Raw genomic sequence first — 13,571 nt, forward strand, 5'->3', positions numbered from 1 at the left:
ATAATGTTGAAAAATCCAGTTGAAGAACTATGGGAACAGGTAATGGAAGCTCTTAAAAATCACGTCAATAAACCAAGCTGGGATATGTGGATCAAAAGCATCAGGCCTTTAGGTTTTCTTGAAAACACCATTTTAGTAGAAGTTCCCAATAAATTTGCTAAAGAGTGGTTAGAAGAACACTACTCCAGCTTAATTAAGCATATTTTAAAATTAATCACCAATGAAGATATTAATTTTAAACTGGTAGTACCCAATGAATCGACACTGGAAGAAAACGAAGCAAAAATAACAAAAAAGAAAAATTCCCCAAAAAAACAAAGTAAGTTTTTCGAAGAGGGAATCTTTTTTACACTAAATCCCAAATATACTTTTGAAACCTTTGTGGTAGGAAACTCCAACCGCTTTGCCCATGCAGCCTGTCTTGCCGTAGCCGAATCTCCTGCTGAGGCGTATAATCCACTTTTTATTTACGGCGGTGTAGGACTTGGCAAAACCCATTTAATGCATGCCATCGGCCATTATATTTTGAAAAATAAACCGGAGATGAAAGTAGCGTACGTTACAACCGAAAAATTTACCAACGATTTAATAAACTCGATAAAAGATGATACTACCGAAGAATTTAGAAATAAGTACCGCAGTATCGATATTTTACTGATAGATGATATTCAATTTTTAGAGAAAAAAGAACGTACCCAGGAAGAGTTTTTCCACACCTTTAATGCTCTGTACGAAGCCAATAAACAAATCGTTATCTCCAGCGACCGGACTCCTAAAGAGCTTTCTACTTTAGAAGATAGGTTAAGGTCGCGGTTTGAATGGGGGCTCATTACCGATATCCAGCCGCCGGACCTGGAAACAAGAATTGCAATTCTTCGTAAAAAAGCTCAACTGGACAACTTAAATGTAAGCGATGATGTCCTAAATTTCATAGCTAACGAAATCGTTTCCAACATCCGAGAGTTAGAAGGTGCTTTAATTCGAGTTGTAGCTTACGCTGGATTGCATGGAGAACCAATAACGGTTGACTTAGCTGCCAAAGCTTTAAAAGATCTTTTACCCTCCAATCATGTAAAACCTATTACTATTCCATTAATTCAGCAAGTGGTAGCTAATTTCTATGGACTTACCGTTGAAGACTTAAAAGCCAAAAAGAGAACCAAATCGGTTGCCTTCCCTCGTCAAGTGGCAATGTATTTATGCCGGGAGCTTACCGAAGCATCGTTACCAAAAATAGGGGAAGAATTCGGAGGTCGCGACCATACCACGGTAATTCATGCTCATGAAAAAATCCAGCACGACCTTCAGGTAGATCCCAACTTAAAAACAGTAATTAAGCAGCTCACAGAACAAATCCACAAGACATAATGAATAACTTTTAACCTAAATTTAAATCTTTTACTATAGTTTTTTTTCTTCCAAAGTTTTTGTGTATAACTTTTTTGATTTTAAACATTTTATTCACAGGTGGATAACTCAATACTTCAGTAAATTTTAATGAGTTATCCACAATATCCCCATCTCTTACTACTATCACGAAGAATTTGAAAGAAATAAAAGGAGGATTAAGAATGAAATTTCAGTGCCCAACAGCTATACTTTCAGAAAATATTTCCCTTGCTCAAAAAGCCGTCTCCATAAAAAGCCCGTTTCCAGTTTTAACCGGAATTTTATTTACCGCCGATGAAACGACAAATACTATTACCCTTGCTTCTACAGATCTGCAAATGTCAATTGAAACCTCGTTTCCGGCGGAAGTGATTGAATCGGGAAGTGCAGTATTATCATCAAAATTTCTTGGGGATATCATCAAAAAGCTTCCCGAAACAAATTTAATGCTGGAATACCTTCCGGCGGAAGGGAAATGTGTGATAAGATACGGTTCTTCCGAACTTGCCGTTGCCACTTATCGACCGGACGAATTTCCAAAAAATGAAGAAATAATTGATGGGGAAAGTTTTTATATTAGTGGTGAAGAATTTTCCACCTACATAAAACAGGTATTATTTGCCACGGGCACTGATGAATCAAGACCTGTATTTACTGGAGTTTTGTTTGAAATAGTAGGACAAGAACTACGGTTAGTAGCCAGTGATACCCACCGTCTGGCCTTTAGAAAAGCTTTTATTAAAAGAGAAGATCCTGGAAAAAATATTAATGTAATTATTCCAAGCCGAACACTACACGAAGCGGTCAGGATTTTTGGCATGAATGAAGAAATTTTAATACGGATAAGTGAAGGGCAAGTAGAATTTAGAGGAAACGGAGTAAAGCTTACCTCTCGCTTAATTGAAGGACAGTTTCCCAACTACCAGCAGGTGATTCCAACTACCTTTAAATCAAATTTATTAATAAACAAAAAATATTTTTTAGATTCCCTAGAAAGGGCCGTGCTGCTTCCCCGAGATAAAGACAAAACTCCGGTAGCAAAATTTTATTTAGAAAAAGAGCGTATGATAATGACAAGTCAATCGGAGTCGGGTTCAATCCGCGAAGAAATACCGATTTCTTTGGATGGAGAAGAGTTCACAGTGGCTTTTAACACCAGGTATCTTATAGATGTTTTACGGGTTTTAGAAAATGAAGAAATATACCTAAGTCTTACCGGTCCTTTAAATCCTGGAGTAGTAAAGCCGGTAGGAGATGAAAACTATCTTTGCCTAGTATTGCCAGTAAGGCCTTCTTAGGTGGGATTATGGAGAAAATCATAATTTATACCGAATATATCGAACTAGACTCCCTTTTAAAGTGGGCAAATATTGCCATGACCGGCGGAGAAGCCAAAGAGATGATTAGAAAAGGTCTTGTCCTGATAAATGGCGTGGTTGAAACCCGGCGCAAGAAAAAGATTTATCCGGGCGATCGGGTGGAAATAGCCGGTGGCCCAGCGCTGGTTGTGGTGGCAGAGGAGCGGTAATGTGTTTGTAAGCCGTCTCCAACTTGTAAATTTTCGTAATTACCAAAACCAGCTTGTTTCCTTTTCTCCTGGAAAAGTTTTAATATACGGGGCCAACGGTCAGGGCAAAACAAATCTTTTAGAAGCCATTTATTACTTAGTTATAGGAAAATCCTTTCGGGGAAAAGACAGTTCGTTAATCCGCTTTGGAGCCGAAAGCTTTTTTTTAGGAGCCAAAATAACAAAAGACGGTCAGAAGATTACCCTTGGTATTGAATACTCGGGGAAAGGTAAAATTTTTACCAAAAATGGCCAGAAACAAAAAGGTTTTAGCTACCTTCTGGGTAGTTTAAAAGGAGTTTTATTTACTCCCGATGAGCCAGTAAATTTTTTTGGTTCTCCGACTAATAGAAGAAAGTCTCTGGATCTTTTTTTAGCTCAGACCAGCAAAACCTATCTTTTAAACCTTATCTATTACAACAAAGTTTTAGCTAACAAAAACGCGCTCTTAAAACAGCCCGGTACTACCGAAAATATTATTGATGCCTGGGATTATAAACTTGCGGAATACGGTGCGGAAATAATCAAGGAACGGGAAAAAAGTTTAAGGGTTTTAAATGAACTTTTAACTGAATTAAATGATGAACTAAAGTTTTTATTGGGGAAAATTACTATTGATTATAAACCTCAAGGGACTTTAGAAAAGGAAAGCTTTTACCGGTTTTTAAAGCAAAGACAAGGGGAAGAAAGGATAAAAAAGTTTGCTTTGTTTGGACCTCACCGGGACGATTTTAGATTTTACCTAAATGACAAAGATTTAAAAGTTTTTGGCTCCCAAGGGCAAAAAAAAGGAGTTCTTCTTTTATTTAAACTTGCCCAGGCCGTCTATATGACTAAAATTTTAGGTGAAAAACCGGTTTTACTTTTAGATGATTTATACAGTGAATTTGATAGCGAAAAAAGAAGAGCTTTAGAAGGTTTTTTCTTAAACTTCAGCGAACAAGTATTAATAACTGCCACTGATCCTGGTGATTTAAAAAATTATGATCAGGCAGTCTTAATTAACGACGGATTAGTACTTTAGGAGGCAGAAAATGTTTTTACATTTGGGAAGCGATGTGGTGGTGCCGGGAAAAGAAGTAATTGGAATTTTTGACTTAGAAACCGTCCCAGAAAAAGTTTCTTTGAAACTTTTAAATAATATTTCCTTTAGATTCCCAATAGAAAAAATTGGTGGAGAGCCTTATAAATCTTTAGTTTTAACTAATAACAAAATTTACCTAACTCCAATTTCATCCCTTACCTTAAAAAAACGGTGGGATAATTTAGAGCTATTTTATGAAGAAGAAGACCACCGGTAATAGTTACCAGGAACTGCAGCACTGCTGCAGTTTTAATTTTTCGAATTAAATACCTTTCAAAATATGGTATAATAAATAAGATGAGGACATTTACGATGGAGGTTTTGTATGGGATTAGAAAAGAATGGGGTTAAATACAGTGCTGAAGAAATCCAAGTCTTAAAAGGCTTAGAAGGCGTAAGAAAACGGCCGGCAATGTACATTGGCAGTACTAACGAAAAGGGTTTACACCACTTAGTTTACGAAGTAGTGGATAATTCTATTGATGAAGCTTTAGCAGGTTACTGTGACCGTATAGAAGTAATCATTCATAAAGATGATAGCATTACTGTTGCGGATAATGGTAGGGGTATTCCTGTGGATATCCACCCGGAAGTGGGTAAGCCCGCGGTAGAGGTAGTATTGACCATGCTTCACGCCGGAGGAAAATTTGGCGGTGGAGGGTATAAAGTTTCCGGAGGATTACACGGCGTCGGGGTATCGGTAGTAAACGCCCTTTCCGAGTGGCTTGAAGTTAGGATAAAGAGAGATGGTAACCTTTATTACCAAAAATTTTCCAGAGGCGAGCCGATTACGGAATTGAAAATTATTGGCAAAAGTAAGTCTACCGGAACAATTATTACTTTTAAACCCGATGCCGAAATCTTTGAAACGGTGGAATTTAACTACGATACGTTAGCGAAAAGGCTTTTGGAACTTTCTTATTTAAATAAAAACGTCAAAATAATTTTAAAAGATGAGAGGATTAATAAAGAAGAAATTTTTGAGCATTCGGGCGGTATAAAGGATTACTTAAAATATTTAAATAAAAATAAAGAGCCTCTTCACAAAATTATCTATTTTGAAAAAGAAAAAGACGAAGTAGTTGTGGAAGTGGCCCTGCAATACTGCAACTCTTTTTCGGAAAATATCCTGTCCTTTACCAACAACATCAACACTACCGAAGGTGGAACCCACGAGATTGGCTTTAAAACAGCCCTTACCCGGGTGATAAACGATTATGCGAAAAAATACAACTTAATTAAAGAAAACAACCTCTCCCTCCAGGGGGAAGACATCAGGGAAGGATTAACGGCGATTATCAGCGTAAAAGTACCGGATCCTCAATTTGAAGGTCAGACAAAAACAAAGCTGGTAAATACGGAAGTTCGCAGCATTGTCGATAGTATTGTTTCCGATTACCTTTCCACTTACCTGGAAGAAAATCCTGCTGTAGGAAAGAAGTTAATTGAAAATGCAGTCCGGGCAGCCCGGGCCCGGGAAGCGGCAAGAAAAGCCCGGGAGCTTGCCCGCAGGAAAACTGCCCTGGAATCCAACACCCTTCCCGGGAAACTCGCCGATTGCTCGGAAAAGGATCCTTCCCTCTGCGAGCTTTATTTGGTAGAGGGGGATTCAGCGGGAGGTTCGGCCAAGCAGGGAAGGGACCGAAGATTTCAGGCCATCTTGCCGCTTAGAGGTAAGATTTTAAATGTCGAAAAATCTCGGCTCGATAAAATCCTGGCTAATGAAGAAATAAGGGCTATGATTACCGCTTTAGGTACTGGGGTTGATAAAGATTTTGATATTGAAAAAGCCCGATACCACCGGTTAATTATCATGACCGATGCCGATGTCGACGGGGCCCATATTAGAACCCTTCTTTTAACCTTTTTTTACCGGTACTTAAGACCGTTAATAGAAAACGGTTACGTTTATATAGCCCAACCTCCCCTTTATAAAGTAAAAAAAGGGAAGTTAGAAAAGTACCTGTACAGTGACGATGAACTGGAAAGGTATTTAAACGAGATAGGCCGGGAAGGCGTTACCATTCAAAGATACAAAGGTCTTGGGGAAATGGACCCCGAACAGCTCTGGGAAACTACTATGAATCCTGAAACCCGGACTATTCTTCAGGTAAAGATGGAAGAAGTGGCTAAGGCCGATGAAATATTTTCAATTTTAATGGGGGATAAAGTAGAACCTCGTAGGGAATTTATAGAAAAAAATGCTAAACTCGTACGAAATCTTGATATTTAACACTTATAATTTATTTTGAGGTGATTTATTTTGTTCAGTATTGGAAAAGTTTTACCGGTGAATTTAGAAGAAGAAATGAAGTCCAGTTACCTTGATTACGCGATGAGCGTTATTGTTGGACGGGCTTTACCTGATGTCCGGGACGGACTTAAGCCTGTTCACCGGCGGATTTTATATGCTATGCATATTTTGGGAATGACTCCTGATAAGCCTCACCGGAAATCGGCCCATATTGTCGGGGAAGTTTTAGGGAAATTTCACCCCCACGGAGACGTGGCGGTTTATGATGCGATGGTGCGGATGGCTCAGGATTTTTCCACCCGCTATCCTTTAATTGATGGTCACGGAAACTTTGGTTCAATTGATGGCGATAGCGCTGCTGCTATGCGTTACACTGAGGCCCGCATGGCAAAAATTACGGTAGAAATGCTCCGGGATATCGACAAGGAAACCGTTGATTTTATGCCTAACTACGATAACTCTACCAAAGAGCCGGTGGTACTGCCGTCAAGGATTCCCAATCTTTTAGTAAACGGTTCTTCGGGAATTGCTGTAGGCATGGCTACCAATATTCCTCCCCACAACTTGCAGGAAGTAATTGACGGGGTTATAAAAATGATTGACAACCCGGAAGTCACTATTGAAGAACTTATAAAAATTATTAAAGGTCCGGATTTTCCGACCGGCGGTAAAATTATGGGCCGGCAGGGAATTCGGCAGGCTTATGCTACCGGTCGCGGCTCGGTGAAGGTGCGAGCGGTGACCACTTTTGAAAAATTAAATGGTGGAAAAACAGCGATCATTGTTACCGAACTTCCCTATCAAGTAAATAAAGCCAAATTAATTGAAAAAATTGCGGACCTCGTCCGGGATAAGAAAATTGAGGGGATTTCGGATTTAAGAGATGAATCGGACAGAAAAGGTATGCGAATTGTTATTGAATTAAAAAGAGACGCTAATCCCCAGATTGTTTTAAACCAGCTGTTTAAACACACCCAGCTTCAAGATACCTTTGGCATTATTATGCTGGCTCTGGTGGACAACCAGCCTCGGATTTTAAATTTAAAGGAGATTCTCTTTTATTACTTAGAACACCAAAAAGATGTAGTTACAAGAAGAACCCGTTATGACTTAAATAAAGCGGAAGAGCGGGCGCATATCTTAGAAGGATTAAAGATAGCTCTTGCCAATTTAGATGAGGTCATTAAGATTATCCGGAGTTCTAAAGATGTAGATACCGCCCGGCAGGGGTTAATGAGCCGGTTTAAACTTACCGAAAAGCAGGCTCAGGCCATTTTGGATATGCGCCTGCAAAGGCTTACGGCTTTAGAACGGGAAAAAATTGACGAAGAATACCGGGAGTTAATTAAGAAAATTGAGTATTTTAACTCTATTTTAGCCGATGAAAGAGTGCTTTTAGGGGTAATTCGCCAGGAGCTTTTAGAAATTAAGGAAAAGTATGGCGATGCCCGGCGGACCAAAATTACCAATGAAGAGTCCATTTTTGACGAAGAAGATTTAATTGCCCAAGAGGATATGGTGATTACTATTACTCACCAGGGATATATAAAGAGGCTTCCGGTGGATACCTACAAAAACCAGCGCCGGGGTGGCCGGGGAGTTACAGCTATGGCTACCAAGGAAGAAGATTTTGTCCGCCACCTTTTTATCGCCTCGACCCACCACTACCTTTTGTTTTTTACCAACAAAGGGAAAGTATATCGCCTAAAAGTGCATGAAATACCCGAGGCCGGAAGACAAGCTAAGGGGACACCGATAATAAACCTCCTCTATGTTGACCAGGAGGAGAGAATAACAGCTATTATTCCGGTAAAAGAGTTTACCGAGGACCATTATCTCTTCATGGTCACTAAAAACGGAATTGTAAAAAAGACCGTTTTATCGGAATACGACAGTTCCCGCCGGGATGGCATTATAGCTTTAACCTTGGAAGAAGGGGATAAGCTTATAGACGTTAAGCTTTCTACGGGCAACGAAGAGTTAATCATAGGTACAAAAAAAGGTATGGCCCTAAGATTTTCTGAAACCGACGTCCGACCCATGGGCCGGACTGCCCGGGGGGTAAAAGGGATATCCTTAACTTCGGGGGATGAGGTAATTGGCCTTGAGGTGGTAGATGAAGAGGCTGAGTTACTAACCGTTACTTCCAAAGGCTTTGGCAAGAAAACACCGTTTGCCGAGTATCGGGTTCAAAGTCGTGGCGGTAAAGGTATAATTAATATGAAAGTTACCGCTAAAAATGGAGAAGTAGTTGGCATTGTCGCGGTTCGACCGGAAGATGAAATTATGGCCGTATCTGGAGAAGGGATAATGATTAGGGTGAAAGCCTCGGAAATTTCTACCCAGGGCAGGGCAACCCAGGGAGTTACTTTAATGAAACTAGCCAAAGACGATAAATTAACAGCAGTGGCCAAGATTGCGGCCCAGGAAGATGAGGAAGAGTAGGTCTTGCAGGAAAAACAAAAATTAAGTTATGATAAAAATTAATACCGTATTAGGAGGAATCAAAATGGGTGAAAAAGGAACATGGGTGGTTAAGAAAGGCCTGGCGGAAATGTTAAAAGGCGGCGTAATTATGGACGTCACCACTCCCGAACAGGCAAAAATTGCGGAAGAAGCTGGAGCTTGTGCGGTGATGGCGTTAGAGCGGGTGCCGGCGGATATTCGGGCGGCAGGAGGAGTAGCCCGGATGGCGGATCCAACAGTTATTTTACGGATAATGGATGCGGTCACCATACCGGTTATGGCGAAAGTGAGAATTGGCCATTTTGTGGAAGCGCAAATTTTAGAAGCCTTAGGGGTTGATTATATTGACGAAAGTGAAGTTTTAACCCCTGCCGATGAACTGTTCCACATCGATAAACATGCTTTTAAAGTACCCTTTGTTTGCGGTGCCAGAAATTTAGGTGAGGCTTTAAGGAGAATTGGTGAAGGAGCCGCCATGATTCGAACCAAAGGTGAGCCGGGCACTGGCAATGTGGTGGAGGCCGTACGCCATATGCGGCAGGTAATGGGGGAAATAAGAAGGCTTCAGAATATGCCAAAGGAAGAACTAATGACAGCCGCTAAAGAAATGGGTGCTCCCTATGACCTGGTGTTATACGTCCATGAACACGGCCGGTTGCCGGTGGTGAATTTTGCTGCCGGAGGTATAGCTACTCCAGCCGATGCCGCGTTAATGATGCAGTTAGGAGCGGACGGAATTTTTGTCGGTTCCGGAATTTTTAAGTCCAAGGACCCGGTGGGCAGAGCCAAGGCTATTGTAGCTGCTACTACTTATTATGATGACCCAAAAGTATTAGCGGAAGTATCTAAAGGTTTAGGCGAAGCTATGCCCGGTATCGACATTAAGACCATTTCCCAAACCGAAAGAATGAGTGAACGGGGCTGGTAACTGCCAGGGACGGTTTCCAGTTAAAGTGCTAAGCGGAAGAGGGTGAATTTACAGATGAAAATCGGAGTACTAGCGATGCAGGGAGCTTTTCGGGAACACCAGCATACTCTTAATAAATTAGGGGTAGAAGCGGTAAAACTAAGACGGGTGGAGGAGCTTTTGGAAGTTGCGGGGGTTATTATCCCCGGAGGAGAGAGTACTACTATTGGAAAGCTTTTAACCGACTTTAAATTAATGGAACCCCTCCGGGAAAAAATCTTAGAGGGCCTTCCGGTGTTTGGGACCTGTGCCGGAATGATTCTCCTTGCCAAAGAAATAGAAAACAGTAACCAGCCAAGACTGGGAACTATGGATATTAAAGTTGCCAGAAACGCTTTTGGCCGGCAAGTGGATAGTTTTGAAGCGGATTTAGAGATACCTGAGGTAGGTCAGGAGCCGGTGCGGGCAGTATTTATTCGGGCACCTTATATTTTAGAGGTAAAACCAAATGTCAAGGTGCTTGCTAAGATTGACGATAAAATTGTTATGGCCCGGCAGGATAACATGTTAGTTTCGGCCTTCCATCCGGAGTTAACCGATGATTTACGCATCCACCGGTATTTTATCGAAAAGGTGTGTAAGGGTTTATAATGTTTTATAAAAAATTTTTTCAGCGCATTTTTATGCGCTTATTTTTTTATCTCACCTCCCACCTCTCACATCTCACATCCCAAATTGTATACATTAAAAACCTCTTGACAAAGTTTTCTACAATCTTATAGATTAATAAGCAAAACATACTTAAAACTCAATGCCGGGGAGCAGTAGCAAGCCTCTTCCCAAAAGAGAGCCGGTGGCTGGTGGAAACCGGTGGGAATGCTTTGTGAATCCGCCCCCAAGAGGTGCCGGCGAAGGAAAGTAGCCGGTAACGGCCGAGCCGTTAACCAAACGAGGTGGGCAGAATTTTTCTGCCAAAAAGGGTGGCACCGCGAAAGTACTCCTTTCGTCCCTTAAGGGATGAAAGGAGTTTTTTGTTTAAAGGTTAACTCCTGGGAAATGAAGGTGGAAAGTTTTTTTAAACATTAACAGTAAATATTTTTCATTAAAGCATAAATTTTAAAAATTTTACATTCTAAAGGGAGGGGTTTTCATGCAAAAGAAATATCTTATGATTCCCGGGCCTACACCTATTCCGCCGGAGGTTACCTTGGCCATGAGCCGGCCGATGATTGGCCACCGGAGCGGTGATTTTGCCAAACTGCACGAGCGGGTGGTGGCAAAGTTAAAACAAGTTTTTAAAACGCAAAACGATATTTATATCTTAACTAATTCCGGTACCGGTGGCATGGAGATGGCGGTTGCCAATATAGTAAATCCGGGAGACGAAGTTTTAGCTCTTTCCACCGGTAATTTTGGTGAAAGGTTTGCCAAGATTGCCAAAGAATATGGAGCAAAAGTTGATTTAGTGGATTTTGGCTGGGGTAGTGCCGTGGACTTGAAAGTGGTGGAAGAGAAGCTTAGGCAGAATCCCAATTATAAGGCGGTTTTGGCGACCCACAATGAAACTTCGACCGGGGTTAAAAACGATATCGCCGGGATTGCAGCTTTAACCAAAAACCACCGGGCGGTTCTTATTGTAGATGCGGTCTCAAGTTTAGGAGGCATGGAGTTTGACACCGACGGCTGGGGGGTAGATGTGGTAGTTACTGGCTCCCAAAAAGCACTTATGCTGCCTCCGGGCTTAGCGTTTATTTCCTTTAGTCAAAAAGCATTAGAGGCAGCTCAGGATAACAAAAACCCGAAATTTTATTTTAGCTTACCGGCGGCTAAGAAAGCTTTGGCGGAATGGAATACCGCTTATACACCGGCAGTATCGCTGTTTTTCGGGCTGGAAGCGGCTCTAGATTTAATCTTAGAGGAAGGTTTAGACAAGGTAATAAAGCGGCATAAACTCTTGGCCCGGGCCTGCCGGGAAGGGGTAAAAGCTTTAGGGCTAAAACTTTTTCCGGCGGAAGAAAATGCCTCCGATACGGTAACAGCGGTAGCCGGGGACAACCGGTATGATCCGGAACAGTTAAGAAAAGTATTAAGGACCAAATACGGTGTTACCTTTGCCGGTGGACAAAAAGACCTGAAAGGTAAGATTTTTAGAATTGGCCATATGGGATACGTTGATAAACTTGATATAATTACAGCTTTAGGTGCTTTAGAGATGGCTCTTTTGGAAATAGGCTATCCGGTAGAACTGGGAGCTGGCGTTAAAAAAGCAATGGAAGTAATTACAGGAGGTGAAGTTTAATGCGAATTTTAGCATCCGATCCGGTATCGGAAAAGGGTTTAAATATTTTGCGGGAAGAAGGATTTATAGTTGAGGAAAAAACGAAACTTTCGGAAGAAGAATTAATTAAAATTATTTCCGAATTTGATGCTTTAATTGTCCGCAGTGAAACCAAAGTAACGGCAAGGATAATTGAAGCGGCGGAAAATTTAAAAATAATAGGTCGTGCCGGAGTAGGGGTGGATAATATTGACCTTGCCGCTGCTTCCAAAAAAGGGATTATTGTGGTAAATTCCCCGGAAGGTAATACAATTGCGGCGGCGGAGCATACCTTTGCCCTGATGATGGCCTTACTAAGAAATATTCCCCAGGCCCACGCTGCCTTAAAAGAAGGCAAATGGCTGAGAAAAGAGTTTACCGGCTATGAGCTGCGGGGTAAAACGGTGGGGATTATAGGCCTTGGGCGAATTGGAACGGCGGTTGCCAAAAGGGTTAAAGCCTTTGAGACTAAAGTAATTGGTTATGATCCTTTTATCTCTGAAGAGCGCGCCCACATGCTTGGTATTACGCTAATGTCTTTAGAAGAACTCTTACAAAAAGCGGATATTGTTACCATGCACCTTCCTTTAAACAATGAAACCAGAAACTTAATTAACCGGGAACGGTTAAAGCTCATGAAAAAGTCAGCGTTTATCATCAATTGCGCCCGGGGAGGGATTATTGATGAAGAAGCGCTGTACGAAGCGCTAAAAACAGGAGAAATTGCCGGAGCAGCTTTAGACGTTTTTAGCAAGGAGCCGCTTACCGAGTCTCCTTTATTTGAATTACCCAACGTTATTGTAACTCCCCACCTGGGAGCTTCTACTAAAGAAGCACAGGTGAACGTAGCTATCGATGTGGCCCGGGAAATTGCCAACGTTTTAAAGGGCGGACTTGCCCAAAATGCCGTTAACTTCCCGGCAATGGATAAAGAAAGCTATCAGCGGCTTATGCCGTTTATAAATCTTGCGGAGAAACTCGGAAACTTTCTGGCCCAGGTTTTATCCGGAGGGATTTTAGCGGCGGAGATAATTTATAGCGGTTCGGCTTTTAAAGAAGAGACTCGGCCCTTAACCTTAGCGGCCTTAAAAGGATTATTAGATCCGCTTTTGATGGAAAGGGTAAATTATGTTAATGCCCCGGTAGTTGCCAAAGAGCGGGGCATTAAAGTCCAGGAAACGGTAGTGGAAAACGGTGCGGATTATACTAACCTTATTACCTTAAAAGTTACCACGGAAAAAGGCGAACGGATTATTGCCGGAACTTTATTTAGAAAAAATGAGCCACGGATTGTCCAAATAGATCAGTACCGGGTTGATATTGTGCCGGAAGGGGATAAACTCTTTATTCCTCATAAAGACCAGCCGCTAATGATCGGTAAAGTTGGCTTAATCTTAGGAGAAAAGGGAATTAATATTGCCGGGATGCAGCTTGGCCGAATAACTCCCGGCGGAGATGCGGTGATGGTTTTATCACTGGATCACCCGGCGGATAATGACAGCATTAATGCTATAGCAGCAGTTCCGGGAATTTATGAAGTAAAGGCTGTAAGTCTTTAAACCGTACTTTTAAAATTTTCAAATGCCG

11 protein-coding genes and 1 other annotated feature are annotated in these 13,571 nt (G+C 41.5%); all 11 genes read left to right on the forward strand.

Going from position 1 to position 13,571, the window contains the following annotated elements:
• Nucleotides 1–6 precede the first annotated feature (6 nt).
• On the forward strand, nt 7–1,368 hold the full coding sequence (gene dnaA / locus cpu_RS03095; RefSeq protein WP_075858715.1) for a chromosomal replication initiator protein DnaA: 1,362 nt from the start codon (nt 7–9) through the stop codon (nt 1,366–1,368).
• Nucleotides 1,369–1,571: 203 nt separating this feature from the next.
• Nucleotides 1,572–2,687 carry a DNA polymerase III subunit beta gene (dnaN, locus tag cpu_RS03100; RefSeq protein WP_075858539.1) on the forward strand — a complete coding sequence of 372 codons (1,116 nt, stop codon included), beginning with the start codon at nt 1,572–1,574 and terminating at the stop codon, nt 2,685–2,687.
• 8 nt (nt 2,688–2,695) lie between these two features.
• Nucleotides 2,696–2,917 (forward strand): RNA-binding S4 domain-containing protein, encoded by a 222-nt coding sequence (locus cpu_RS03105; RefSeq protein ID WP_075858541.1) that lies wholly within the window; start codon nt 2,696–2,698, stop codon nt 2,915–2,917.
• Nucleotides 2,880–3,980 (forward strand): DNA replication/repair protein RecF, encoded by a 1,101-nt coding sequence (gene recF, locus cpu_RS03110; RefSeq protein ID WP_077177144.1) that lies wholly within the window; start codon nt 2,880–2,882, stop codon nt 3,978–3,980. Before cpu_RS03105 ends, recF begins: the two co-directional genes overlap by 38 nt.
• Before the next feature lie 10 nt (nt 3,981–3,990).
• Nucleotides 3,991–4,257: an extracellular matrix regulator RemB gene (gene remB / locus cpu_RS03115; RefSeq protein WP_075858545.1), complete on the forward strand. Its 267-nt coding sequence runs from the start codon at nt 3,991–3,993 to the stop codon at nt 4,255–4,257.
• A 108-nt stretch (nt 4,258–4,365) separates the two neighbouring features.
• Nucleotides 4,366–6,273, forward strand: a complete 1,908-nt coding sequence (gene gyrB, locus cpu_RS03120) for a DNA topoisomerase (ATP-hydrolyzing) subunit B (RefSeq protein WP_075858547.1) — start codon at nt 4,366–4,368, stop codon at nt 6,271–6,273.
• 30 nt (nt 6,274–6,303) lie between these two features.
• Nucleotides 6,304–8,739, forward strand: coding sequence for a DNA gyrase subunit A (gene gyrA / locus cpu_RS03125; RefSeq protein WP_075858549.1), 2,436 nt, complete (start codon nt 6,304–6,306; stop codon nt 8,737–8,739).
• 64 nt (nt 8,740–8,803) lie between these two features.
• Nucleotides 8,804–9,688 (forward strand): pyridoxal 5'-phosphate synthase lyase subunit PdxS, encoded by an 885-nt coding sequence (gene pdxS / locus cpu_RS03130; protein ID WP_075858551.1) that lies wholly within the window; start codon nt 8,804–8,806, stop codon nt 9,686–9,688.
• A 54-nt stretch (nt 9,689–9,742) separates the two neighbouring features.
• A complete protein-coding gene (gene pdxT / locus cpu_RS03135; protein WP_075858553.1) occupies nt 9,743–10,318 on the forward strand; it encodes a pyridoxal 5'-phosphate synthase glutaminase subunit PdxT in 576 nt (191 codons plus the stop codon).
• A 151-nt stretch (nt 10,319–10,469) separates the two neighbouring features.
• Nucleotides 10,470–10,681 (forward strand) — a binding site (T-box leader).
• Between the two features lie 136 nt (nt 10,682–10,817).
• A complete protein-coding gene (locus tag cpu_RS03145) occupies nt 10,818–11,966 on the forward strand; it encodes a pyridoxal-phosphate-dependent aminotransferase family protein (protein ID WP_075858557.1) in 1,149 nt (382 codons plus the stop codon).
• Nucleotides 11,966–13,543 carry a phosphoglycerate dehydrogenase gene (gene serA, locus cpu_RS03150; protein WP_075858559.1) on the forward strand — a complete coding sequence of 526 codons (1,578 nt, stop codon included), beginning with the start codon at nt 11,966–11,968 and terminating at the stop codon, nt 13,541–13,543. The genes cpu_RS03145 and serA overlap by 1 nt, the downstream gene beginning before the upstream one ends.
• Nucleotides 13,544–13,571: the final 28 nt, after the last annotated feature.

It is taken from the genome of Carboxydothermus pertinax (assembly GCF_001950255.1).
In the GTDB taxonomy this organism is placed as follows: Bacteria; Bacillota; Z-2901; order Carboxydothermales; family Carboxydothermaceae; genus Carboxydothermus; species Carboxydothermus pertinax.